General features: G+C 67.4%; 22 protein-coding genes. 11 read left to right on the forward strand and 11 right to left on the reverse strand.

Annotated features, from left to right (window positions below; translation table 11 throughout):
• The first annotated feature begins 69 nt into the window (after window positions 1-69).
• The 3 genes from BLU62_RS23755 to BLU62_RS23765 all read left to right on the forward strand — a co-directional run bounded on the left by BLU62_RS23755 (window position 70) and on the right by BLU62_RS23765 (window position 3,549).
• Window positions 70-663: a YqgE/AlgH family protein gene (locus BLU62_RS23755; RefSeq protein WP_084811934.1), complete on the forward strand. Its 594-nt coding sequence runs from the start codon at window positions 70-72 to the stop codon at window positions 661-663.
• Window positions 664-915: 252 nt separating this feature from the next.
• Entirely contained in the window at window positions 916-2,958 is a 2,043-nt protein-coding gene (locus BLU62_RS23760) for a CocE/NonD family hydrolase (RefSeq protein WP_074852339.1), read from the forward strand.
• Between the two features lie 120 nt (window positions 2,959-3,078).
• On the forward strand, window positions 3,079-3,549 hold the full coding sequence (locus BLU62_RS23765; protein ID WP_074852340.1) for a hypothetical protein: 471 nt from the start codon (window positions 3,079-3,081) through the stop codon (window positions 3,547-3,549).
• 28 nt (window positions 3,550-3,577) lie between these two features.
• Here the strand turns inward: BLU62_RS23765 and BLU62_RS23770 are convergent, their stop codons facing one another.
• Window positions 3,578-4,576: a bile acid:sodium symporter family protein gene (locus BLU62_RS23770; protein WP_074852341.1), complete on the reverse strand. Its 999-nt coding sequence runs from the start codon at window positions 4,574-4,576 to the stop codon at window positions 3,578-3,580.
• A gap of 27 nt (window positions 4,577-4,603) precedes the next feature.
• The gene (locus BLU62_RS23775) at window positions 4,604-5,134 is read right to left on the reverse strand and encodes an SdpI family protein (RefSeq protein WP_074853212.1); all 531 of its coding nucleotides are present in this window, start codon (window positions 5,132-5,134) and stop codon (window positions 4,604-4,606) included.
• Window positions 5,135-5,251: 117 nt separating this feature from the next.
• On the opposite strand from BLU62_RS23775, the gene leuS reads away from it, so the two are divergent.
• Window positions 5,252-8,137: a leucine--tRNA ligase gene (leuS, locus tag BLU62_RS23780; protein WP_074852342.1), complete on the forward strand. Its 2,886-nt coding sequence runs from the start codon at window positions 5,252-5,254 to the stop codon at window positions 8,135-8,137.
• A gap of 228 nt (window positions 8,138-8,365) precedes the next feature.
• Here leuS and BLU62_RS23790 read toward each other — a convergent pair whose 3' ends face one another.
• From BLU62_RS23790 to BLU62_RS23800, 3 genes are all read right to left on the reverse strand, one after another.
• Window positions 8,366-10,165 (reverse strand): alkyl/aryl-sulfatase, encoded by a 1,800-nt coding sequence (locus BLU62_RS23790; RefSeq protein ID WP_074852344.1) that lies wholly within the window; start codon window positions 10,163-10,165, stop codon window positions 8,366-8,368.
• A 136-nt stretch (window positions 10,166-10,301) separates the two neighbouring features.
• Window positions 10,302-10,718: a hypothetical protein gene (locus tag BLU62_RS23795; protein WP_006868506.1), complete on the reverse strand. Its 417-nt coding sequence runs from the start codon at window positions 10,716-10,718 to the stop codon at window positions 10,302-10,304.
• A complete protein-coding gene (locus BLU62_RS23800) occupies window positions 10,715-11,047 on the reverse strand; it encodes a TfoX/Sxy family protein (RefSeq protein ID WP_005200634.1) in 333 nt (110 codons plus the stop codon). Before BLU62_RS23800 ends, BLU62_RS23795 begins: the two co-directional genes overlap by 4 nt.
• Before the next feature lie 72 nt (window positions 11,048-11,119).
• Here BLU62_RS23800 and BLU62_RS23805 point away from each other — a divergent pair, with 72 nt between their 5' ends.
• Window positions 11,120-12,310, forward strand: a complete 1,191-nt coding sequence (locus BLU62_RS23805) for an acyl-CoA dehydrogenase family protein (RefSeq protein ID WP_074852345.1) — start codon at window positions 11,120-11,122, stop codon at window positions 12,308-12,310.
• Window positions 12,311-12,428: 118 nt separating this feature from the next.
• Window positions 12,429-13,667 carry an amidohydrolase gene (locus BLU62_RS23810; protein WP_074852346.1) on the forward strand — a complete coding sequence of 413 codons (1,239 nt, stop codon included), beginning with the start codon at window positions 12,429-12,431 and terminating at the stop codon, window positions 13,665-13,667.
• 26 nt (window positions 13,668-13,693) lie between these two features.
• Here BLU62_RS23810 and BLU62_RS23815 read toward each other — a convergent pair whose 3' ends face one another.
• Entirely contained in the window at window positions 13,694-14,545 is an 852-nt protein-coding gene (locus BLU62_RS23815) for an RDD family protein (protein ID WP_074852347.1), read from the reverse strand.
• 141 nt (window positions 14,546-14,686) lie between these two features.
• On the opposite strand from BLU62_RS23815, the gene BLU62_RS23820 reads away from it, so the two are divergent.
• Window positions 14,687-15,679, forward strand: coding sequence for a stage II sporulation protein M (locus tag BLU62_RS23820; protein WP_074852348.1), 993 nt, complete (start codon window positions 14,687-14,689; stop codon window positions 15,677-15,679).
• A 38-nt stretch (window positions 15,680-15,717) separates the two neighbouring features.
• Window positions 15,718-15,993 (forward strand): hypothetical protein, encoded by a 276-nt coding sequence (locus BLU62_RS23825; protein WP_074852349.1) that lies wholly within the window; start codon window positions 15,718-15,720, stop codon window positions 15,991-15,993.
• 18 nt (window positions 15,994-16,011) lie between these two features.
• On the opposite strand, the gene BLU62_RS23830 is transcribed toward BLU62_RS23825, so the two are convergent.
• Genes BLU62_RS23830 through BLU62_RS23845 form a run of 4 tightly spaced genes read right to left on the reverse strand, consistent with a single transcriptional unit; the run spans window position 16,012 to window position 20,283 of the window.
• Complete coding sequence (locus BLU62_RS23830) at window positions 16,012-17,304, reverse strand: DUF58 domain-containing protein (protein WP_074852350.1); 1,293 nt, start codon at window positions 17,302-17,304, stop codon at window positions 16,012-16,014.
• Window positions 17,304-18,341 carry an AAA family ATPase gene (locus BLU62_RS23835; RefSeq protein WP_074852351.1) on the reverse strand — a complete coding sequence of 346 codons (1,038 nt, stop codon included), beginning with the start codon at window positions 18,339-18,341 and terminating at the stop codon, window positions 17,304-17,306. Before BLU62_RS23835 ends, BLU62_RS23830 begins: the two co-directional genes overlap by 1 nt.
• Entirely contained in the window at window positions 18,338-19,606 is a 1,269-nt protein-coding gene (locus BLU62_RS23840) for a DUF4350 domain-containing protein (protein ID WP_084811873.1), read from the reverse strand. The genes BLU62_RS23835 and BLU62_RS23840 overlap by 4 nt, the downstream gene beginning before the upstream one ends.
• Entirely contained in the window at window positions 19,603-20,283 is a 681-nt protein-coding gene (locus BLU62_RS23845) for a DUF4129 domain-containing protein (RefSeq protein WP_074852352.1), read from the reverse strand. Before BLU62_RS23845 ends, BLU62_RS23840 begins: the two co-directional genes overlap by 4 nt.
• A 220-nt stretch (window positions 20,284-20,503) precedes the next feature.
• On the opposite strand from BLU62_RS23845, the gene BLU62_RS23850 reads away from it, so the two are divergent.
• Window positions 20,504-20,893 carry a nuclear transport factor 2 family protein gene (locus BLU62_RS23850; RefSeq protein ID WP_074852353.1) on the forward strand — a complete coding sequence of 130 codons (390 nt, stop codon included), beginning with the start codon at window positions 20,504-20,506 and terminating at the stop codon, window positions 20,891-20,893.
• A 149-nt stretch (window positions 20,894-21,042) separates the two neighbouring features.
• On the opposite strand, the gene BLU62_RS23855 is transcribed toward BLU62_RS23850, so the two are convergent.
• Window positions 21,043-21,723, reverse strand: a complete 681-nt coding sequence (locus BLU62_RS23855) for an SDR family oxidoreductase (protein ID WP_074852354.1) — start codon at window positions 21,721-21,723, stop codon at window positions 21,043-21,045.
• Between the two features lie 104 nt (window positions 21,724-21,827).
• Here BLU62_RS23855 and ggh point away from each other — a divergent pair, with 104 nt between their 5' ends.
• Entirely contained in the window at window positions 21,828-23,168 is a 1,341-nt protein-coding gene (gene ggh / locus BLU62_RS23860) for a glucosylglycerate hydrolase (RefSeq protein WP_074853216.1), read from the forward strand.
• Window positions 23,169-23,349: 181 nt separating this feature from the next.
• Window positions 23,350-23,685 carry a hypothetical protein gene (locus BLU62_RS23865; RefSeq protein WP_074852355.1) on the forward strand — a complete coding sequence of 112 codons (336 nt, stop codon included), beginning with the start codon at window positions 23,350-23,352 and terminating at the stop codon, window positions 23,683-23,685.
• Window positions 23,686-23,885 lie beyond the last annotated feature (200 nt).

Raw genomic sequence — 23,885 nt, forward strand, 5'->3', positions numbered from 1 at the left:
GACGCAGACGATCCCACACCGGAATTCCGCTCCGGGGATCCTTCGGCGGGAAGCGGTGACACTGGACGCATGCCAGGTGTCCCGTGGGATGCGGACCCCACCCATCGCGTCCGCCCCGGAACCGCGCTGATCGCGTCGACCGATCTCATCGAGCCGACCTTCGCGCGCACGGTCATCTACGTCATCGAGCACAACGAGGCGGGCAGTCTCGGCGTCATCCTCAACCGCATGAGCCAGACCGCGGTGCACAACCTGCTGCCCCAGTGGACGGACATCGCGGCCTCCCCCCGGGCGCTCTACATCGGCGGTCCGGTCAAGCAGGACGCGGCGCTGTGCCTCGGCGTGATGAAGCACGGCCACGACGTCGAGGATCATCCCGCTCTGCGCCCGGTCGACGGTCGTGTCGTCCTCGTCGACCTCGACGCCGATCCGGAACCGCTCGCCGAGGTGCTCGTGGGCGTGCGCATCTTCGCGGGGTACAGCGGATGGGGAATCGGACAGCTCGATGATGAACTGGACCAGTTCAGCTGGATGCTCGCCTCCGCACTCCCCCGCGACCTGCTGGCCCCACCCGCAACCGACGTCTGGTTCGACATTCTCCGCCGGCAGCCCTGGCCGATGCCGCTGCTCGCAACGCATCCGATCGACCTCAGCCTGAACTGACCGTGCCCGTTGCTCCGCGGGAGCGCACCCCTTGTCGTGCTGTTCCGCGGGGCGCACCCCTGCTGCCTGAGGTGCGAGGAGCGAAAGCGACGAGCCACGAAGGCCCGGTGAGCCGGACGCCAAAACCCAGCGAGCACCCGGCCGACCGCTGGTGACCCACATCACCACCGATGCTAAGTTGTGATCGCTTGATCAGGTATCGCCGCGACGACGCTCGACCGTCGGCGCGGCGCATCACACGCGGGGGTGTGTATGGGCGGGTCGTCGAAGAGTGTTCGTCTGCTGGCGGGGGTGATCGCACTCGTCGCGGTGCTGGTCGCGCCGACCGTGGTCGCGGGTGCCGCGCCGAGTGGACCGACGGGAGGGGCTCCTGCCGCCCGTTGGGCGGCGAGCCATGACGGCCCGCAACCCTACGCCGGCGTGAACGTCTCCTGGGACGTCCCGATCCGGATGAGTGACGGCACCGTCCTGCGCGCGAACGTCTACCGGCCCGCCGATGCACGCGAGCGCCCGACGTCGACGAGGACGCCGGTCATCGTGAACATGACCCCGTACACCAAGCTGATCACCACGGTCGGTTCGGCGGTCACGCAGCACCCGGTGCTCGAGCCGTTCCTGCTGCAGATCGCCCGATCCATCAACCTGTCGGGCACGCCGATCGACGGCATCAACGACATCGCACACACGCTGCGCGACGGTGGCGCCAAGACCTTCCTCGTCGACTTCGACCTCGTCCGCAGCGGCTACACCCAGGTGGTCGTCGACGTGCGCGGCACGGGCTTCTCGCAGGGCAAGTGGGATGTCTTCCAGGACCGCGAGCAGCGCGACACCGTCGAGGTCATCGACTGGGCGTCGAAGCAGCGGTGGTCCAACGGCAAGGTCGGCATGTCGGGTGTGTCCTACTCCGCGATCAACCAGATCCAGGCCGCCAACAAGAACCCGAAGGCGCTGAAGGCGATCTTCCCGGTCGAGCCGGGCGGCGATCTGATCCGCGACATCGTCGCTCCGGGCGGCGCATTGGGTGTCGGCTTCCTGCCGATGTGGTTGACGCTGGTCAACACCACCAAGATGATCCCGAACGTGGCGTCGATGCTGAACGGCACCTTCGACTGGAAGTGGCTCGCCGACCGGATCTCCGATCCCCTGACGTTCTATCCGCAGCTGTTCTCGGCGCTGCTCACCCCCGACGTCGCGTCGGTACCCCCGGAGCTGAAGGAGTTGCTGGAGAACAACTCCGAACCCCGTTCGGCCTGGCTGGACCGTGCCGAGAAGATCACCACGCCGACGTTCATCTACGGCGGCTGGTTCGACCTGTTCACCAACTCCGAAGTCCGCATGTACAACAAGATCCCGCTGCCGCCGGGCCGCAAGCAGCTGATCATGGGCGACGGTTATCACCTCACCATCGGCGGCGGACAGCAGGGACGGGCCGGCACGCCGCCGCGCCTCGACGTGCTGCAGAAGGCGTGGTTCGACAAGTGGCTCAAGGGAATCGACAATGGCATCGACTCCTACGGTCCGGTGCAGCTCAAGCAGGTCGGTGACTCCTGGATCACCGCACAGCAGTTCCCGCGCGCCGGGATGGAGCGCCAGCGCCTCTATCTGAGCGACCGTCGTAGCGGAACCGCCGCCCACGCGGTCCGCGACGGCAGCCTGACCACGAAGGCCCCGCAGTCGCGTGCACGTATGACCATCGCGCCCGGGCTCGCACCCATGTGTTCACGCGACGCCGCACAACAGTTGGCCGGCGCGCTGGCGATCTTCCCGTTCTGCGCCGACGACGCCCGGATCTCCGAACGCGCCGCACTCTCGTTCACCACTCCCCCGCTCACGACGACGCGCAGCGTGTCCGGCTACTCGAACGTCCGGCTGAACACCGTCCTCGACGCCACCGACGGGTACTGGACGGCCACCCTCAACGACGTCGCACCCGACGGCACGTCGAAGGTGATCTCCTCCGGACAGGTGATGGCGTCGCTGCGCGGATATGACCGCGGGGCATCACAATTCGCGCCCAACGGAGACGTGATCGACCCGTTCTACGACCTCACGCTGTCCACCCGCCAGCCGGTGGCGCCGGGACGACCGGTCAGCATCGACATCGGGCTGCTGCCCACCGAGGCGATCGTGAAGCCTGGTCACCGCCTGCGCGTCGACGTGTTCGCTATGAACTTCCCTCGCGGTCTTCCGTTGCGGCCGTTGCTCAACGAGTCCGGGCTGAAGCCGCAGCACATCCAGCTCGACCCGAGTCGCCCGAGCTTCGTGAATCTGCCGCTGTCGACGCCGCTGGGCTGAGCGAACGTCCTCCACCTTCATCATTTTGGACGATTGTTGCCCGGTTGGTCGGCTGTCTAACGTGCATTTTCCAGACGCCGAGAATCGGGTCGAACTGAGGTGTAAACGGAGGTCTCGCAGGTGGATCAAGACAAGTTCGGATATCTCACCAAGTCGGTGTTCAGTCGATCCGCGACCGGCGCAGGCGAGTTCGTGTCCACTCTCCAGTACACGAACGACGGTGTCCTCGCGATCGCCGGGGAGTCGACCGGCAAGCTCGGCTTCGGGATCGCCTCAAACCTCACCCCCTCTCCCGAGCTCCTGATGGTCGTCGACGAGTGCAACAAACTGATGGACTTCGGGCATTACTGGCTTGCCGAGGGGTCTGACAACCGCCATTGGTGTCTGATCTGCGGCTTCAAGCTTCCCTACGCCACAACGGCGCCCGAGCACGTAGTCGACCTGGCCGCGGGTGTTGCAATCAACGGTGGACGTGCCGCGCTGGTGAACGTCATCCGGGCCAAACTCGCCAACATTCGCCACCAGGAGTACTGGCTAGATGGAGAGGATCCCGGCGCTCAGGCACTTGTGCTCACCAGCCACCTGGGCTAGCGGCGACGGCGGTCGGTTGGCCGCGTCCCTACGCTTCCGCCTCGACCGCCTCCGCCTCACGCCCGTACCGCGTCGCCAGCCATGAGCAGATGATGAGCTGGATCTGATGGAAGATCATCAGCGGTAGGACGATGAGCCCGACGGTCGAGCCGGCGAAGAGCACGGTCGCCATCGGCAGTCCGGTGGCGAGGCTCTTCTTGGTGCCGCAGAACTGGATGGCGATGGTGTCGGCGCGATCGAAGCCGAGTTTCTTCGGCACCCATCCGGTGACCACCAGCATGATCAAGACGAGCAACAGCGAGATCACCGACACGGCGATCACCTGCGCGGCGTCGACCGACGACCAGATGCCGTCGACGACGCCCTCGCTGAAGGCGACGTAGACGACGAGGACGATGGTGCTGCGGTCGGCGAGCTTGGTGATCTTGGCGTGCCGGGCAAAGAACGGCCCGACCCACGGCCGAGCCAGTTGACCGATGACGAATGGCACGAGGATCTGCGCCACGATCTTCAGGATCGACGACGCGTCGATGCTCGCGCCGCCGGTGTTGTGCATCAGCGCGACCACGAGCAGCGGGGTGAGGAACACGCCCAGGATGTTCGACGCCGAGGCGCTGACGATCGCACCGGCGATGTTGCCCCTGGCGATGGACGTGAACGCGATCGACGACTGAACCGTCGAGGGCACCAGGCACAGGAACAACAGCCCGGCGTAGAGATCGGCACCGATCAGCGGCTCGACGACCGGTTTGAGGGCGAGGCCGACAATCGGGAACGCCACGAAGGTGAACGTCAGGATCGTCAGGTGCAGGCGCCAGTGCTTGAGGCCCTCGAGTGCCTCACGCGGATGCAGCCGCGTGCCGTAGAGGAAGAACAGGGCGCCGATCGCGACGATGACGACCCACTCGAACACATCCCCGGCCGCCCCGCGGACGGGCAGGAAAGCGGCGACGACCACCGCGGCCACGATCGCGAGGATGAATCCGTCGATCGGTGAGCGGTCGAGGAGGTTCTTGAGCGCGCGCATACGTCAGAGCTGCCGGAGCAGACCCGGTCAGGCCTGGGCGGAGTCGCTTGCGCAGACGCCGCGCAGCGAGCACGCACCGCAGCTGCTGGTGCCGCAGTCGGCGGCGGGATCGGATGATCCGCTGTTCTCCCCCGCCGGCGCGGTGTGGCCGTGGCCTTCGTCGCGACCCGAGCAGCAGGAGCAACCCGCGTCCTCGGCCTCGGCCGGCACGGTGGCGGCGGCGCGGACGCCGATGGCGCTGACCAGCCCGATGATGACCAGGGCGGCGACCAGGGCGACGACGCCGAACAGGATGGACCAGTCGCCGTCGACGGCGAGGGTGGCCACAGCGCCGAGGACGAGGATCAGGCTTGCGCCGAGAGTTCCGGGTCCGGCGACGCGGTTGGCGACGCGGAAGGCCTCGTCGGAGCGCATGGTCTCGTCGGTACGGACACCGAGACGTCGATTGCGCGGGAGTGAGCCGCGGAGCCCGCGGACCCCGACCGTGGCCCAGAGCCCGGCCAGCGCGAAGAGCAGCACGGCAACGGCGACGGACAGGGCATTCACGACCCACAGCATACGACCGCTCCCCGGTGCGACCGAATCGAGCATCGTCGGTGAGCGGTACGTCATAGCCGGACGTCGCCGAGCTGACCGGATTTCAGGCCGCTCGGGGACAGGATTTACCCTGGTCGGGTGACTTCAGTCGACACCACCAGCACCAACGGCGCCTCCGGGGCCACCGCTCATCGGTACACCGCCGAGGTTGCGGGTGAGCTCGAGCAGCGCTGGCAGCAGACCTGGTCCGACGAGCATGCCTACGAGGCACCCAACCCCGTCGGTCCGCTGGCCGGTGACCTGAGCCCCTTCGGTGGCGGCTCCGCCGATGCCCCCGACAAGCTCTTCGTCCAGGACATGTTCCCCTACCCCTCGGGCGCGGGTCTGCACGTCGGCCACCCGCTGGGCTTCATCGCCAGCGACGTCTTCGCGCGCTATCAGCGGATGACGGGCAAGAACGTCCTGCACACGATGGGCTTCGACTCCTTCGGTCTGCCGGCCGAGCAGTACGCGGTCCAGACCGGCACCCACCCGCGGACGACGACCGAGCAGAACATCGAGCGCTACCTCGGCCAGATCCGGCGCCTCGGCCTCGGCCACGACGAGCGTCGACGCGTCGCCACCACCGACGTCGACTTCTACCGCTGGACGCAGTGGATCTTCCTGCAGATCTACAACGCCTGGTTCGACGCCGATCAGGGCAAGGCCCGACGCATCTCCGAGCTGGTCGACGAGTTCGTCTCGGGCGCACGCGAACTCACCGGCGAGCACGCCGGTAAGTCCTGGGCCGACCTCTCCCCCGCGGAGCGCACCGCGGTGATCGACGACCACCGCCTCGTATACCTCTCTGACTCGCTGGTCAACTGGTGTCCCGGTCTCGGCACGGTGCTGGCCAACGAGGAGGTCACCGCCGACGGCCGCAGCGATCGCGGGAACTTCCCGGTCTTCCGGAAGCACCTACGCCAGTGGATGATGCGGATCACCGCCTACTCCGACCGCCTGCTCGACGACCTTGACCTGCTGGACTGGCCGGAGAAGGTCAAGACCATGCAGCGCAACTGGATCGGCCGTTCGCGCGGTGCCCAGGTCGAGTTCAGCGCACCCGGCGTCGGAGACATCGAGGTCTTCACCACCCGTCCCGACACCCTCTTCGGCGCCACCTACATGGTGCTGTCACCCGAGCACCCGCTGGTCGATGCGCTGACCGCCGACGCCTGGCCGGAGGGCACCGATGAGCGGTGGACCGGCGGCGCGGGCGATCCCGCGTCGGCGATCGCCGCTTATCGTGCGTCGATCGCGGCGAAGTCGGATCTCGAGCGCCAGGAGAACAAGGAGAAGACCGGCGTCTTCACCGGCTCCTTCGCGATCAATCCCGTGAACGGACACCAGGTTCCGGTCTTCATCGCCGACTACGTCCTCATGGGTTACGGCACCGGCGCCATCATGGCCGTCCCCGCACACGACGGCCGCGACCACGAGTTCGCGACCGTGTTCGGCCTGCCGATCATCGAGGTCATCGGCTCCGACACCGACGTGCAGGTCGAGGCGTATGTGGGCGACGGCCCGCTGGTCAACTCCGACTTCCTGAACGGCAAGAACGTCGAGGACGCCAAGGCGGCCATCGTCGAGCGTCTCGAGGCCGACGGGGTCGGCACCGGCAAGATCCAGTACAAGCTGCGCGACTGGCTGTTCGCCCGCCAGCGGTACTGGGGCGAGCCGTTCCCGATCGTCTACGACGCCGACGGTCAGCCGCACGCTCTGCCGGAATCGATGCTGCCGGTGGAACTCCCGGAGGTCGAGGACTACGCCCCGGTCTCCTTCGATCCTGACGACGCCGACAGCGAGCCGTCGCCGCCGCTCGCCAAGGCCGCCGACTGGATGACCGTCGAACTCGATCTCGGTGATGGTCCGAAGACCTACACCCGCGACGCCAACGTCATGCCGCAGTGGGCGGGCAGCTCGTGGTACCAGCTGCGCTACATCGATCCCACAAATCAGGAAACGCTGTGCGCCAAGGACAACGAGGCCTATTGGATGGGCCCGCGTCCGGAACTCCACGGCCCGAACGATCCTGGTGGCCTCGACCTCTACATCGGTGGCGTCGAGCACGCGGTGCTGCACCTGCTGTACTCGCGGTTCTGGCACAAGGTCCTGTTCGACCTCGGCTACGTCACGAGCCGTGAGCCGTACCGAAAGCTGTTCAACCAGGGCATGATCCAGGCGTACGCCTACACCGACTCGCGCGGCATCTACGTGCCGGCCGAGGAGGTCACCGAGGAGAACGGCAAGTTCTTCTATAACGGTGAAGAGGTGAACCAGGAGTACGGCAAGATGGGCAAGTCGCTGAAGAACTCGGTGACGCCCGACGACATCTGCCGTGACTACGGTGCCGACACCCTGCGCGTCTACGAGATGTTCATGGGCCCGCTCGACCAGTCGCGGCCCTGGGCGACCAAGGATGTCGTCGGCTCGCAGCGGTTCCTGCAGCGCATTTGGCGCCTCGTCGTCGACGAGGAGTCCGGCGCGTCCCGCGTTGCCGACGCCGAGTCCGACGACGACACGAAGCGCGTGCTGCACAAGACGATCGCCGGCGTCCGCGAGGACTACGACGCGCTGCGCAACAACACCGCCGTCGCCAAGCTGACCGTGTTGACCAACCACCTCACGAAGAACTTCGAGAAGACCGGTGCCCCACGGGATGCCGTCGAAGCTCTGGTGATCATGCTCGCGCCGCTGGCACCGCACATCGCCGAGGAACTGTGGCACCGTCTGGGCCACGACACCCTCGTCGTCCGCGCGCCGTTCCCGGTCGCCGATGAGTCGTGGCTGGTCGAGGACACCATCGAGATCCCGGTCCAGGTCAAGGGCAAGGTCCGCAGCCGCATCACCGTCGCCGCCGATGCCGATGAGGACACCCTGCGCTCCACCGCCCTCGCCGACGAGAAGGTCGCCGCTCTCCTCGACGGTGCCGAGCCGCGCAAGGTGATCGTGGTGCCCGGCCGGATGGTCAACGTCGTCCCCTGAGGTGCGAGGAGCGCCAGCGACGGTCCGTTTTGCTCCCTGAGGTGCGAGGAGCGTCAGCGACGGCCCGCTTGCTCCCTGAGGTGCGAGGAGCGCCAGCGACGGCCCGCTTGCTCCCTGAGGTGCGAGGAGCGTTAGCGACGGCCCGCTTGCTCCCTGAGGTGCGAGGAGCGTTAGCGACGAGCCACGAAGGGCCCGCGACCGAACAGTGTTGCCGCCCAACTGCTTCGATCACGGTGTGACGATCGGGAATCCCGGGTCGGGGTTGTCGATCAGCCCGATCACGGTTGCGATCACCGACGTGTCGCCGTCGAGAACGGCACCGTCGGGCGCCGCGCCGGTGAGAAGTCCGAGTAGATCGCGTTTGGTGAGTGTCACGACGAGATCGGCGGAATCCTGCCGCCGCGTGGGGAAGTGGATCAGGACGCCGTTCGACAGTTCCATCCGGTAGGTCTCGTCCAGATCGGTGATATGCCAACGGATCGAGGCCGAGAGGTCCCAGGCCCGCGGACCGTCGATGCGGATGGCGAGACTGTCGAAGAGTTGGGTGACGGTGAGCGCCGACGCCACTCCGGCGGCGTTGATCGGGGCGGCGTGGACCCGCCCGCCGAGTTCGTCGGCGCCGACGAGGAAGTTGTTGCGCCAGGTGGCGCATTCGGCGCCGTAACCCAGCGTTGTGAAGACCTGTGCGAGTAGCTCTTTCGCACCGGCATGGTCCGGATCGGCGAACACCGCATGACCGGCCAGTTCCGCGGCGAATCGGAGATCCCCGTCGTCGGCGAACTCTCGCGCTTTGGCGACCGTGGCCTCGATACCGCCGAGTGCCTGTACGTACCGAGCGGCGGCCGCTTCCGGTGGATGCTGCCACAGATGCGCCGGGTTGCCGTCGTACCAGCCGAGATAGCGCTGATAGATGGCCTTGACGTTGTGGCTGACCGAGCCGTAGTAACCGCGGGCGTGCCAGGCCGCGTCGAGCACCGGTGGCATCGGGAAGTCCTCGGCGATCTCGCTGCCGAGGTAGCCCTGGTTGAGTCGACGCAGCGTCTGATCGTGCAGGTAGGCGTACAGGTCGCGCTGCTGGGTCAGATAGACGAGGATCTCCTCGGTTCCCCACGTCGGCCAATGATGCGACGCGAAAGCGACATCGGAGTCGTAGGCGAACATCTCGATGGCCTCGCTGAGGTACCGGGACCAGATCCGGGCGTCGCGAACCTGTGCACCGCGGAGGGTCAGGAGGTTGTGAAGGTTGTGAGTTGCGTTCTCCGCCAGGCACAGTGCTCGATGGTCGGGGAACCAGAAGTTCATCTCCGACGGCGCTTCCGTCCCCGGCGTGACCTGGAAGACCATCCGGACACCGTCGAAGGTCTCCTCCTGCCCGGTGTGGGTCATGTCGAGCGTCGGCGCGATCAGACCCACCGTGCCGGTGGATGTACTGGGGCCGAGGCCGGCGCCGAGGGTTCCGGTCGCACCGACCGGCAGGACGATCCCCGTGTGGTACATGCTGCGCCGCAGCATCGCGGTGCCGGCGTAGACGTTCTCGGAGACGGCATGTTGGAGAAAGTGTTCGGGCGCGACGATCGGCACCGTCGTGTCGGCGTCGACGACGCCGAGCCCACCGCCGAAGTGGTCGACGTGGGAGTGGGTGTAGATGACCGCGCTCACCGGACGGTCACCACGATGCTCGCGATAGAGGGCGAGGGCGGCCGCCGCACACTCCGACGAGACCAGCGGATCGATGACCACCACACCGGTGTCGCCCTCGACCAGCGTCATGTTCGACAGGTCGTACCCGCGGATCTGGTAGATGCCGTCGGTCACCTCGAACAAACCATGCACGGACGTCAGCTGCGCCTGACGCCAGAGACTGGGGTTCACGGTGTCGGGACAGTCACCGGCGGTCGCCTCGGCGAAACCAGCGGCGTCGTAGACGACCCGGCCGTCCCCACCGTGAATGACAGCCGGTTCGAGTACCCCGATCAGACCGCGGTTGGCATTGTCGAAGTCTGTTCGGTCGGAGAAATCGGAAGACATCGGAACTCCCCCACCGGCAGACGCTTCGGTCTGCGTGGCTCAGATCGATGTTCGGTTCCCGACACCTTCACGTTGGATACGCAGTCAGGAGTATCGCGCACCGGGCGTCCTGACCGTCGGTGTTTGAGGCGGGCGACTACGCCTTGCGACGCAGCCACCATCTCTTGACGTAGACGCTCCCGACTCCGACGCCGGTGGCGATCAACCCGAGAACGACGATGACCCGGTTGTTCTGTGCATCCCGGGCGCGTTGCTCGTCGCGGGACCGGCCGGCCCACTCCGGTATCGACGCGATGTCGGCGTACAACTCGGTGAACTGCGGGGACAACTCGACGCCCCTGGGCGCTGTCGGTAGAGCCGCCAGCTGCTCGGGCGTCAGAAGCGACTCCCCGTCGTCGTTGGCGTGCTGGACACACCGGTCGTCCGCGGACATCGGCTCGCCGCCACAGGTGACCTCCGCACCGAGCAGCCCGTACAGACCGAAGAGGACGAAGAACAGGCCGAACGGGACCAGGATGACCGTCCGCGGCCACTCGTCGAGCTTCCGCCTCACTTCGGCGGGAGTCTCCGGGCGTAGTCGGCGCCGATGGTGACCCAGCGGGTCAATTGCCGATCCGACGCGATCCCCTCTTCGAAGACGCGCAGCCAGCCGAGCGTCTCGCGCGCCGACATGTGCATGGGGGCGGTGTGCGGGTACTCGAGCAGGGTGTGGGTCTCCTCGGGCGGCACGCGCACCATGATCCCGCCCTTGCCGCTGACGGTCACGGCCATGTTGCCGTTGATCAGGAAGGCCAGGCCGCCGAACATGGGCACCTCGTCCACGCCCACTTCCGTCGCGAGAAGCGCGCGGATGCGGAAGGCGAGTTCCTCGTCGTAGGCCACGGTTCCAGGCTATTCGGCGGGTGTGACGGCGAAGGACTTGGCAACGAACTTACCGAGCAGTAAGGTATCGCCATGGCGATCAACCTGGAGCTCCCGAAGAAGTTCGATTCGACGGTCGAGCGCACCCACCTCGCTGCCGAGCACATCTTCCGGCCGATCTCGCGCAAGTACGACAAAGCCGAGCACGAGTACCCCGTCGAACTCGACGACCTCGCGAAACTGGCGAAGCAGGGGCGCGGGTCGGAGAAGTCGGCCGACTCGTCGAGCGACGACGAGGGCCCGTCGGTGAACGGCGCGAACATGCGGGGTCTGATCTCGGCGCTCGAGATGAGCTGGGGCGACGTGGGCTTGCTGCTCTCCATCCCCGGTCAGGGCCTCGGCAACGCCGCCATCGCGGCGGTCGCCAACCCCGAACAGCTGGAGAAGTTCTCCGACGTCTGGGCGGCCATGGCCATCACCGAACCCAGCTTCGGATCGGACTCCGCGGCTGTCTCGACGACGGCCACCCGCGACGGTGACGACTACCTCATCAACGGCGAGAAGATCTTCGTGACCGCGGGCTCGCGCGCCGATCACGTCGTCGTGTGGGCGACCATCGACAAGAGCGTCGGACGCGCGGCCATCAAGAGTTTCGTCGTCCCGATGACCACCGAGGGCGTGAGCGTCGCCCGCCTCGAGCACAAGCTCGGCATCAAGGCCTCCGACACCGCCGTCATCCGCTTCGAGAACGCCCGGGTCCCCGCCGACAACCTGCTCGGGTCGCCGGAGATCGACACCAAGAAGGCATTCGGCGGGGTCATGCAGACCTTCGACAACACCCGCCCGGTCGTCGCGGCGATGGCGATCGGCCTGGGCCGCGCCGCCCTGGAGGAACTCCGCCGGATGCTCGAAGAGGCCGGTCACGAGATCGACTATGACCGTACGGCCGCGTCTCAGCATGCGACGGTGGCCGAGTTCATCCGCCTCGAATCCGACTGGGAGGCTTCGTGGTTGCACACGCTGCGGGCCGCCTGGATGGCGGACAACAAGCAGCCGAACTCCACCGAGGCCTCGATGTCGAAGGCCAAGGCGGGCCGTGCGGTCACCGAGATCACCAACAAAGCGGTGGAAATCGGTGCGACAGCGGGCTTCTCGGAGACCTCTCTGCTGGAGAAGTGGGCCCGCGACTCCAAGATCCTCGACATCTTCGAGGGCACTCAGCAGATTCAGCAGCTGATCATCGCGCGCCGCGTCCTCGGGAAGTCCAGCGCCGACCTGAAGTGAGGCGCACCTGGGTCTCCATCCGGGAACGCTGAAACCGGCATACGCGGTCCCTCCCCCGTGTGACGATGGAGCCGGGCCGGAGACCCGGTTCCGGACGCCCGCCATTGGAGGTCGTGGCATGACCACTCCTGTAGACATCCCGATCGACCCTTCGCTCGTCGACCTCTACAAAGACCTCCACAGACACCCGGAACTCGGCTTCCAGGAACAACGGACCGTCGGCGTGGTTGTCGAGAGGCTCGAGTCGGCGGGCTTCGACGTGACGACCGGCGTCGGCAGGACCGGGGTGGTCGGCATCCTGCGAAACGGGGATGGTCCGACGATCGCGCTGCGCGCCGACATGGACGCCCTACCTGTTTGCGAGGACACCGGACTCGACTACGCGAGCACCGTCACCGCGACCGACGAGAACGGTAAGACGGTCCCGGTCGCCCATGCGTGTGGTCATGACCTGCACACCACATGTCTCCTGGGTGCGGCGGCCATCCTCGCATCCGATACATCGGGATGGTCGGGCACCGTCGTCGTCATCTTCCAACCCGCCGAAGAACTCGGTGCCGGCGCGCAGGCGATGGTCGACGACGGCCTGTGGGACCGTTTTCCCAAACCCGACGTCGTGCTCGGTCAGCATGTCTCGCCGCTGCCCGCCGGCAAGATCGCCGGGCACCCCGGAGCATCGTATGCCGGGTCGGATTCACTCCGGGTACGGCTGGTGGGTCGTGGTGCACACGGCTCGATGCCCGAGGCTTCGGTCGACCCCATCGTGCTGGCGGCAGCGACGGTGATGAGGCTGCAGACCGTCATCTCGCGGGAGATCCCGAGTACCGCAACGGCCGTGCTCACCGTCGGATCGATCCACGCCGGTGACGCCGCGAATGTAATTCCGGGAGAAGCCGAGATCCAGTTGAACATCCGCAGCTACAACGAGACCGTTCGCGGCAAGATCCTCGACAGCGTCGAGCGAATCGTGCGCGGTGAGGCGGCCGCCGCGGGAGCGCCGGAAGATCCGACCATCACCGAGATCGAACGGTTCCCGGTGGTCACCAATGATCCGGACGCGCTGGGCAAGACGCTGAGCGCCTTCGCGGACTGGTTGGGCGCGGCCAACATCCTCGATCCGGGGGCCGGCGCGGGCAGCGAGGATGTCGGCATCCTGGCCACCAGCTGTGACGCACCGTTGTCGTACTGGTTGCTCGGCGGAGCGGATCCGTCGCTGTTCACCACCGGCGACATGACGGACCCGGCGTTGCTGAAGGTGCCGTCGAACCACTCTCCGCACTACGCGCCGGTGATCGATCCGACGCTGGACATCGGTGTGCGGGCCCTGGTCCTCGCTGCCCGCGCCTGGTTGGGGTAGCCCGATCCCAGAAGGCCAGGCCGGTCTCACCGCAACAATCTCTCCCGCAGGCGTGCTTCGCGTTCGAGTCGTTCGGCGTCGCGGCGTCGACGTTCGGCCATGATCGCCGACAGCACATCCTCGAACGACGCGCTCTGCGGCGGCGCGGGCGCCACGAAGGGCGCCGCGTCGAAGACCAGCCGACGCGCTGCGGCGGCCCGGGGTTCGGGCTTCATGCCGTGGCAGCCGTTGAGGAACTGGCGGATGATCACGGCGAGGCCGTCGGGCAGGGCCGCCATGTCGGCCGCCACCGCCCACGAGACGAGTCCGGCGGGCATCTCGATGGGATGCTGTTCTTCGATCCTGTGCCGGTCTCGGATCACGTAGGTGCCGGCGAGGAGATCGCCGAGCCGCTTGTTCTTCCGCGAGATCGCGGCGCAGATCAGCGCGGGCAGGCCCAGGCAGGCGTACATCTCGATGAACCCGACGAGCGCACGGGTCAGCGACTGCCGAAAACCGGTGGGCCCGGCATCGTCTCGCAGGGTCCGCAGTCCGACGATCAGATGGCCGGCGGTCTTGCCGCCGGTGAGTGTCTCCGTGACGGTCGGTAGGGCGACGACGCTGATGATGGGCAGCAACGTGTTGACGGTGCCCCGCCACGCGTCGTTGAGGTCGCCGGTCACCTTGTACGACAACCACCAGAGGAACAACCACAGGGCGATCCCCAGTGCGACGTCGATCATCCCCGACAGAATCCGGTAGCCGAGACCGCCCGGTGGTAGCGCGAGTGCGACCGCCTCACCGGAGACCAGGTCGTCTCGGCCCACCCCGACGGTGGCCGACGCTCCGGCGCCCCAGACGGTCGGCGGCGGCCCGATCGGGATCGGCGCACCCGCCATCACCGGTCGTGGCGGCAACGATCCGGATGGCACGCCTCACCATACGACGCGGAACGCCGATAGCGCGGTGCGAGTGCACAGCCACGACGCCCCTCGAATGACACGCTCCGCAGCGGCCGGGATGGCGGTTAATCTGGCCGGGTGGATCTCGACGCCTATGTGTCCGCGCACCGCGCGACGTGGGAGCGGCTCGATGAGTTGTCGCGCCGGCGTCGTCTGACCGGAGCCGAGGCCGACGAGATCATCGACACCTATCAGCGGGTGGCGACGCACCTGTCGGTGATCCGCTCGACGGCGCCCGACGCCTCGCTCGTCGCGTACCTGTCGGCGTTGCTGGCGCGGGCCCGGGGGCGGGCGTCGGGCACGCGGGTGAGTACCTGGTCGACGTTCGTCGACTTCTTTGCCGTCACGTTCCCCGCCGCGTTGTACCGCATTCGGTGGTGGTGGCTGACCGTGACGGGCGTCTGCCTGCTCGCGGCCGCCGTCATGACCTGGTGGGTTCTGGAGCACCCCCGCATCGAGAGTTCCTTCGCCTCGCCGCAGGAGATCGAGCGTCTCGTCACCAACGACTTCGAGAACTACTACAGCGAATACGAGGCGACCTCGTTCGCGGCGCGGGTGTGGACCAACAACTTCTGGCTGGCCGCGATGTGCATCGTGGTCGGTGTCTTCGGCCTGCCGGTGATCTGGATGCTGTACTCCAACATCCTGAACCTGGTGGTGATCGGTTCGATCATGATCCGGCACGGCCGCGGCGATCTGTTCTTCGGGCTTCTCCTGCCGCACGGCATGCTCGAACTGACCTGCCTGTTCGTCGCCGCGGGGGTCGGCCTGCGGATCTTCTGGTCCTGGGTGTCACCCGGGAACCGAACGCGCGCTGCCGCTCTCGGTGAGGAGGGTCGGGCCGCGATCGGTGTGGCGCTGGGCCTCGTCGTCGTGCTCCTGCTCTGCGGGGTGATCGAGGCCTTCGTGACGCCCTCGCCGCTGCCGACCTGGGCGCGCATCGGGATCGGCGTGACCGCCTGGTTGCTGTTCATGGTGTACGTGTTCGTCGCCGGACGACGCGCGCACGAGGCGGGCGAGACCGGGGACCTCGCCGAGCTGGATCGTGGCCTCACCGCGCCCACCGTGTAGGAATGAACGGAGCATTCCCACCCGAGAGGAACACCCGAATGGCCAAGAACGACAAGTCCCTGGACGCGGTCTCGCTGATCGGCGGAGGTCTGGCCGCGGTCGGTCTGACGCACTTCGTCAAGCCGGAGTTGTTCGCGCCGATCACCGCACCCGTATTCCCCGACGACACCACCACCTGGACCTACCGCAACGGTGCCTGCGAGACCGCGATCGGTGTTGCGCTGGTGTCCCCCCGCACCCGACGACTCGGCCTGGTTGGCCTGGCCGGCTACCTGGGCTTCCTCGGCTACCGGGCCGTGCAGGCCAAGGCCTGACCGACTCCGGGACAACGGCTACAGCAACCCGCGCGACTTCAGCAGCAGATAGTGATCGGCCAGTCGTCCGGGCAGCTTGTCCGGCGGAGCATCCACGACGTCAACGCCGAGGCGTCCGACGGCGGTGGCCGTCCGGTTGCGCAGGGTGACGGTCCTGGCCGCGGCCGCCGCGTCGTAGACGGCTTCCGGGTCCTCCCGGGCGTCGAGCATCTCCTGGAGCGCCGGGTCGGCGACGGATCCGATGACGATCTTGTAGCGCTGCGCGAGAACCGACAGCGGCGGCAGCAGTGACTCCTCGACGGCGGCAGGTTCCAGCGGGGTGAGCAATACCAGCAGGGCGCGCTGACGGCTGATCTTCGCGACCTCGGCGCCGAGCATCGGCCAATCAGCTTCCAGCAGAGCTGGTTCGAGGTTGGCCATCGCGGTGACCAGGCTGTTGAGCAGCGTCGTCTGGCCCACTCCGACGACTCGTCGGTGGACGCGCCGGTCACCGGCGATCAGGTCGACGCGGTCGCCGGCATGCGATGCCAGGGCGGCGAGCAGCAGGGCGGCGTCCATCGCGGCGTCGAGGCGCGGGACATCGCCGACGCGACCCGCCGAGGTGCGCGACGTGTCCAGCACGATGACGATGTGCCGGTCCTTCTCCGGCTGCCACGTCCGCACGACCGTCGACCGGCGTCGTGCTGTCGCCCGCCAGTCGATGCTGCGTACGTCGTCGCCTTCGACGTAGTCGCGGAGCGAGTCGAATTCGGTTCCCTGACCGCGGATCCGGACCGCGGAGCGACCGTCGAGCTGCCGAAGATGAGCGAGCCGGGAGGGCAGCAGTCGGCGTGACCCGAACGGCGGCAATGCGCGGACCCGGCCCGGGAGCGGTACGCCGCGTTGCCGGCCGGCGAGTCCCAGAGGACCGAGTCGGCGGACCGTGACCCGGACGGCGGGCCGGTCGCCGCGACGTGTCGGCGTGAGAGTGGTCGTGACGGTGCGTGTTTCGCCGCGCGGCACGGTCAGGCGATGGATCGAGTCGGTGGCCCCGGCCGACGGTTGCCAGCTGTCACGGAGGACACCGCGAAATGTACCGGTTCCGGTGTTGGTGACCGCGATCGAGCACGAGGTGCTCTCCCCCAGCCGGACCGGCCCGGGCACCGACCGTGCCATCGCGATGGTCTTCGTCGACCCGGCGAGCGCGAGGTCGAGGCACATCAGCAGCACGCAGAACAGCACCCACAGAACAGGCACGGCGTAGTTCGGCCACACCAGGATCGGCACCGCGCCGAGCAGCACCAGGAGCAGGAACCGGCCGGTGAGGAACATCAGCGCGGGACGGGAACCGAGTTGACGGCGGCGTCGAGGACCGAACCCACCGACACGCCTTCGAGTTCGGCTTCCGGTCGCAACGACAACCGGTGCGCGAGCGTCGACTGAGCCAGGGCCTGAACGTCATCGGGGGTCACGAAGTCGCGGCCGTTGAGCCACGCCCACGCGCGGCTGGTCCCGAGCAGTGCGGTCGCACCACGTGGGCTGACGCCGAGAGCCAGGGACGGCGAGAACCTCGTCGCGCGGGCGATGTCGACGATGTACGCGGCCACCTGCGGTGCGACGCCGACGCGGCGGACCTGCTCGATCCCGGCTTCGACGTCGGCGGCCGACGCCACCGGGCGAAGTCCGGCAGCGGCGAGGTTCCGCGGATCGAACCCCGCCGCATGCCTGGTGAGGACGGTGATCTCGTCCTCGCGTGATGGCACGGGCAGCGTCACCTTCAGGAGGAAACGGTCGAGCTGAGCCTCCGGCAGTGGATAGGTCCCTTCGTACTCGACGGGGTTCTGCGTCGCGGCCACCAGGAATGGACTGGGCAGCGGGCGGCCCACCCCGTCGACGGTCACCTGCCGCTCCTCCATCGCCTCCAGCAACGACGCCTGAGTCTTCGGCGGGGTGCGGTTGATCTCGTCGGCGAGCAGCAGGTTGGTGAACACCGGCCCCTCGCGGAACGTGAACTCCGAACTGGCGGCGTCGAACACGAGTGAGCCGGTGACGTCGCCCGGCATCAGGTCGGGGGTGAACTGCACCCGTTTGGTCTCGACGTCGAGCGCCGCCGCCACCGATCTGACGAGGAGTGTCTTGGCGACGCCGGGGACGCCTTCGAGCAGGATGTGTCCGCGGCACAACAGGGCGATGAGGATGCCTGCGACCGCCGGGTCCTGTCCGACAACGGCTTTGGCAACCTCGGCTCGTACTGCACCGAGGGCATCACGTGCCCTGTTCGGCGATGGGGCACCGCCGTGCGGATTCTGCGGCGGCGCAACCTTCTCGAACGGACCGGGGCCGGAGGTGCGGGATGGATCGACGGTCATGGCGTGTGTCGGACTTCCTTCTCGAGGGCGGTCAGTTCGCTGATGAAGATGACGAGGCCGGTGTCGGTGGTGGGGAGCGGTCCGGCGAGCAGGGCACGCACCCGTGCGAGGTCGCGTCCGGTGACGGACACGACGGTGGTGATGATGGCGTGGACCGCAGGGTCGGTGCTCTCACCTTGTGCCGCAACCGTTTCCCATTCGGGAATGGCCAACTCGTCGGTGGCCCGTCCGGCGTCGTAGGGCAGGCCGAGATACGAGGCGAGCGCGGTCAGGGTGTGGATGCGCAGTGCGGCGGCGGAGCGGGTGTCGGCGCGGGCCTTGTGGTACATCCGACCCCGCGCCTGGGTGGTCTCGACCGCCTTGACCACCGCGGGCAGCGGTTCGGTGACCAGCGCGCCGAAACGGCGTCCCCGCCACAGCATCAGGGCCAGTACGGCGAACACGGCGAGCACGATCAGCGGTCCGATCGCCCGGGGGATGTCGGAGTCCTCTTCCTCTGTCGCGACTTCGTCGGTGAAGAAGGGGACGTACCAGAGCACGTCGTCGGCGTTGCCGAGGAGCCGTATGGCGACCCCGGCATTGTCTCGGAGCGCGAGGTTGTCGTTGATGAGCATGTCGCCGCTGACGACCACGATCTCCGGGCGGGTGGACGAGGCCGGCAGGATCAGCACATTCGATGAGCTACCGGTGGTGAAGCACGCCGTCGCGCCCGGTTCGGACGTGCTGTAGCCGAGCGCTCCGCCGGTGATGGTGTCGTCGGCGTCGATCTCGGTGGTCGTGCAACCGGCGAGAACCCCGGTCGGGGCGCCGCCGTACTCGAGCCGGACAGGCAGTCCGAGGAGCGACAGTGCGCTGTCCTGCGGGGCGATCAGGATCACCCGGTGTGCGTCGGAGACCCGATCCAGGAATTGTTGTGCGGTACCGGAGTTCAGCGCGCCCACCGACGACACGACGACCGTCGTGTTGCTCCCGGGACGCGGGGCGCCGGTGAACTCGTCCAGCCCACGAACCTGCCGCAGGTCGCCGCCCTGTTCGTCGATGACCTGGGCCAGGGCTCGGGTGCCCTGGGGCCGCGGGTTGTCGGGGTCGTAGCTGACACCGGGCCCGGGCTCCGCGCCGAACACGGTCAGTGCGGACACACCGAGCAGGCCGATCCCGCCCACCACCGCGACCACGAGGAGCACCACGAGAACCCATATCCAGCCGGGTGTGCCGCGCTTCGGCGGGGCGGGTGCGATCGACGGTGCGCGCAGTGTCGTGGTCATCGTGGCACCGCCAGGCGCCGCGGACCCGACGCGTCTTCCGCGGCGGGCTGAGCGGAGGACACGGTGCGCTCGAGGTCGAGCACTGCACGGGCCGAACCGGCCGACGCATGGCGGTCGCCGTACGCGATGGCGTCGAACAGGTCGGCGGCGCTCCGGAGTTCGACGCCGTGGTCGGTGAACAGGGACGCCAGGTCGGTCGCCACCTCATGTGCGGTGAGGGACGGCTCGTCGGCGAGCAGATCCCGTTCGATGGCCCGTCGGGCGAGCGCACGGATCGCGGAGATCACGCTGCCGTCGTAATCGCCGGCGGCGTGTAGCGTCTCGGCCTCCGCGCGGAGTTCCTTCGCGGAGCGCGGACCTCCGGGCAGCACGACCTTCGCTGCGGTGGTGTCGGTGATCTTCGGGAGTCGCGGGATGCGCCGGACGCGCCGGATCACGAGCACGGCGAGTCCCACGATCAGGACGATGGCGATCACGATCACGATCGCCCGGATCGTGTCCGAGCCGCCGAACAGATCCAGGACGTTGTCGGCGATCCATCCCCACACGCGGTCGCTGAACTCGTCCCACCACGACGGTTCCGGCGGTTGGTAGACCTCTTCGGAGAGCTCGTCCTCGGCCCACCGTCGGGCCTGCTCGTTCCCGGGGTCCAGGGGTGCGGCCAGGATCGGGGTCACCGCGCACCCGACCGCGGGCCGTGCGGTGCGTCGGACATCGTCACGGATACCGGCCTTTCCGCACTGCTGGACCTCGTCGATCTCGACGGACTCGATGCCCGAGGGACTCTTGCGGCGAACGTATCAAACAACCGCCTGCATGCACCGGAAACATCCACCGGTCGACGGACGCGCGTGCTACGGTGCGGAACTAGAACACGTTCTAATTTCTGGAGGATTCATGACCGTGGAGCAAGCCGGACTCGCCGACCAGATCGACGCGGCGGTGGACGCCTATGTCGAGCTGCTGAACTCCGGCACCGCCGAACAGATCGCCGACCTCTACGCGCCCGACGCGACGGTCGAGGACCCGATCGGCGCCGACATCCGCAACACCCGCGAACAGCTCGTCGAGTTCTACTCGGTGATCACCGGCATGGACGAGCGCACCGCCACCCTCAAGTGGAAGAAGGTCGCGGGCGACACCGCCGTCTTCGAGTTCACCCTCGTGACCAAGACCGCCGGTCTCGCCTTCGAGATCACCCCGGTCGACATCATGGTCTTCAACGCCGACGGCAAGGTCTCGTCGATGCGCGCGGTCTGGCGTCCCGAGGATCTGACGCAGCTCTGAGCCGGCTCCCCAGGTTGAAGGCTTGGTGAGACACCGTCTCTCACCCAACCACCGGTCGACTTCAACCCGACCGGCAGACTTCGATCGACGTCTGCCGGTCGAGTTGAGGTTTGGCAGTCGGGGCTCCGAAGTCGACGAGCCTCGAAGGGTCAACCCCGCCCCGTCGGCCGCAGCACGATGTCCTGCGGATGTGCGTCGACGGGCGTCTGGATGGCGTGCACGACGGCGGCTGCGACCGACTCCGGGCGCAGGAACTGCGAGGCGTCGTAGTCCCGCCCTTCGATCGCAACCAGTTCGCGCTGCATGTCGGTGTCGATGCGCCCGGGATAGACCGAGGTGACCCGAAGCGTCGGCTCTTCGGCACGCAGAGAATCGGCGAGTGCCCGCAGGCCGAACTTGCTCGCGGCGTAGGGCGCCCAGCGGGGTTTGGCCTTGCGGCCTGCCCCGGAGTTCACGAAGACGACGTGTCCTTCCGCCTGTCGGAGAGCAGGCAGAAGGAGCCGGGTCAGCTCGGCGACGGCGATGAGGTTCACCTCGAGTACGTGATGCCATTCCTCGACGGGGGTGTCCGAGACGTGTTCGAGGCTGCTGCCGACGCCGGCGTTGTGGACCAGGACGTCGAGTTCGTTGATGGCCTCCACCGCGGCGGCGACCTCGTCGTAGTCGGTCAGCTCGACGGCGAAGGTGCTCGCACCGTCGAGTTCGGTGGCGAGGTGGTCGAGCTCGGGTGAGGGCCGTCCGCCCAACAACAGGTCATGGGTGGGGGCGAGCTGTCGGGCGATCTGGGCGCCGACGCCACGACTGGCCCCGGTGATCAATGCGGTGGGCACTCTGCCAACCCTACTTCGACGACCCGGATGCCGAAATCGTCATGTCGACCACCCTCCGCCACCTCGGTGAGCACTCGGGGGCGGCCCGAGGCAGAATCTTCGAGGTGGCCAGGTACGGATTCACCCCAACGCAGTTGTCGGCACGAGCCGCTTATCTTCTGCGCGGCAACGACCTGGGCACGATGACGAGTGCGGCACCCAAGCTGTACCCGCACATGTGGAGCTGGGACGCCGCGTTCGTGACCGTCGGTCTCGCGCCGCTGTCCGTCGAGCGTGCGGTGATCGAGATGGACACCCTGCTCTCGGCGCAGTGGCGTAACGGAATGATCCCGCACATCGTGTTCGCCAACGGTCGTGACGGGTACTTCCCCGGCCCTTCTCGTTGGGAGTGCGCGCGATTGGCCGAGTGCGCCCCCGACTTTCCCGACACCTCCGGAATCACCCAACCTCCGGTGCACGCGATCGCGGTGCAGCGCATCCTCGACCATTCCAGACGCCACGGTCGCACGACGCGGGCGGTGGCCAACGAGTTCATCGACCGCCGATGGAGTTCGCTGGTGCGCTGGCATCGCTGGCTCGCTCACGCCCGGGATCCCATGGGGCGCGGCCGGATCACCATCTTCCACGGCTGGGAATCCGGCATGGACAACTCGCCGCGCTGGGATTCCGCATACGCGAATGTCGTTCCCGGGCTCGACCTTCCGCCGTACATCCGAGCCGACCTCGATCATGTGTCCGACCTGTCGATGCGGCCGACCGACCTCGAGTACGACCGCTACATCTGGCTCGTCGAGCAGATGAAGCGCGCCAACTATGACGACGATCTGCTGCCGAAGGTCATGAGTTTCGCCGTCGAGGACGTCTTCGTCAGTGCGATCTTCGCCGTGGCCTGCGACGTGCTCGCCACGATCGGTGAGGACTATTCGAAGCCGCTGGCCGACGTCCGCGACCTGCGCGCGTGGGCCGACCGTTTCCGCGCCGGCGTCGTCGCCGCGGCCAACGACCGAAACGGTGCCGCAAGGGATTTCGACCTGCGCGCGAATTCGTGGATCACCACCGAGACCATCGCGGCGTTCGCGCCGCTCATCTGTGGTGGTCTCCCCCGCGACCGGGAACGCGCACTGCTCCGGCTGTTCGACGGTCCGCGTTTCTGCGGGCACCCCGACCTCCGGTACGCCGTTCCGCCGTCGACGTCGCCGATCTCGGCCGACTTCCGGCCGCGCGAGTACTGGCGTGGTCCGGTGTGGCCGGTCATGACGTGGCTGTTCAGTTGGGCTTTTGCGCGTCGCGGCTGGACCGAGCGCTCCGCGCGTCTCCGGGAGGAGGGTCTGCGGCAGGCCACGGACGGTTCCTTCGCCGAGTACTACGAGCCCTTCACCGGGGAGCCGCTGGGCAGTATGCAGCAGAGTTGGACCGCGGCATCGGTGCTGGACTGGCTCGACTGACACCCCGGATCGACTACCTGCGACTTTCGCTCACCGATTCCGTTCGCGCTCACCTTTATCGTGTGAGCGGAAACGGAAGGGTGAGCGCTTCTGAAGCCCTCGGGCCGATTACCTGCTAGGTAGTGGCTTTCGAGACGTACGAAGCGGAGTCTGAAGTCACGATCCTCACGGGAGGTGTCCGATGACCACGGACTCGACGACTCACCGCAATCGAAAGCCTCCGCTGGGTGTGACACCCACCGACTCGACCCCGCGGTGGCTCGTCGCCGTGGCGCGATGCGACCGCGCGCTGTCGTCGTGGTTCATCGGGGCGGGCTTCTTCTTCGCGCCGATCCTGCTGATCCTCGACCCCTGGCCGTCCGCGGTCGCCGTCGCATGGATCGCGATCTCGCTGTCTGGATTGTGGCTGGGACTGCTCGGCGCGTTCATGGCCGCGGGTCTCGCGCGCGTGTTGCGCGCCGGCGAGGTGATACCCGACGAGTTCTGGATCGGGCTTCTCGATTACCGCCAGCCGTAGCCGTCACGACTTTCGCTCACGTCATCCGTCTCCGCTCACCCGATGGCCCTGGCTGCCAACCTGGTCGTGAGCGGCAACGGAGCACGTGAGCGAAAGTCAGCTCGCCCGGGCAGGTTGCGGGTGCGGGTCCGGGGTCTCGGGCAACCGCATGGTCACATGCGCGAAGGAACCGAACCGCGCGTAGCACACCATTACAAAGC

It is taken from the genome of Gordonia westfalica (genome assembly GCF_900105725.1).
Taxonomy (GTDB): Bacteria; Actinomycetota; Actinomycetes; order Mycobacteriales; family Mycobacteriaceae; genus Gordonia; species Gordonia westfalica.

Excerpts from the sequence above, each read along its gene's own strand:
- BLU62_RS23840 (WP_084811873.1), bottom strand. The coding sequence starts at position 19,606 with ATGACCACGACACTGCGCGCACCGTCGATCGCACCCGCCCCGCCGAAG.
- BLU62_RS23835 (WP_074852351.1), bottom strand. The coding sequence starts at position 18,341 with ATGACCGTCGATCCATCCCGCACCTCCGGCCCCGGTCCGTTCGAGAAG.
- BLU62_RS23775 (WP_074853212.1), bottom strand. The coding sequence starts at position 5,134 with ATGCTGTGGGTCGTGAATGCCCTGTCCGTCGCCGTTGCCGTGCTGCTC.
- BLU62_RS23850 (WP_074852353.1), top strand. The coding sequence starts at position 20,504 with ATGACCGTGGAGCAAGCCGGACTCGCCGACCAGATCGACGCGGCGGTG.
- BLU62_RS23815 (WP_074852347.1), bottom strand. The coding sequence starts at position 14,545 with ATGGCGGGTGCGCCGATCCCGATCGGGCCGCCGCCGACCGTCTGGGGC.
- BLU62_RS23865 (WP_074852355.1), top strand. The coding sequence starts at position 23,350 with ATGACCACGGACTCGACGACTCACCGCAATCGAAAGCCTCCGCTGGGT.
- BLU62_RS23805 (WP_074852345.1), top strand. The coding sequence starts at position 11,120 with ATGGCGATCAACCTGGAGCTCCCGAAGAAGTTCGATTCGACGGTCGAG.
- BLU62_RS23830 (WP_074852350.1), bottom strand. The coding sequence starts at position 17,304 with ATGTTCCTCACCGGCCGGTTCCTGCTCCTGGTGCTGCTCGGCGCGGTG.
- BLU62_RS23755 (WP_084811934.1), top strand. The coding sequence starts at position 70 with ATGCCAGGTGTCCCGTGGGATGCGGACCCCACCCATCGCGTCCGCCCC.
- BLU62_RS23760 (WP_074852339.1), top strand. The coding sequence starts at position 916 with ATGGGCGGGTCGTCGAAGAGTGTTCGTCTGCTGGCGGGGGTGATCGCA.
- BLU62_RS23770 (WP_074852341.1), bottom strand. The coding sequence starts at position 4,576 with ATGCGCGCGCTCAAGAACCTCCTCGACCGCTCACCGATCGACGGATTC.
- BLU62_RS23810 (WP_074852346.1), top strand. The coding sequence starts at position 12,429 with ATGACCACTCCTGTAGACATCCCGATCGACCCTTCGCTCGTCGACCTC.
- BLU62_RS23825 (WP_074852349.1), top strand. The coding sequence starts at position 15,718 with ATGGCCAAGAACGACAAGTCCCTGGACGCGGTCTCGCTGATCGGCGGA.
- BLU62_RS23790 (WP_074852344.1), bottom strand. The coding sequence starts at position 10,165 with ATGTCTTCCGATTTCTCCGACCGAACAGACTTCGACAATGCCAACCGC.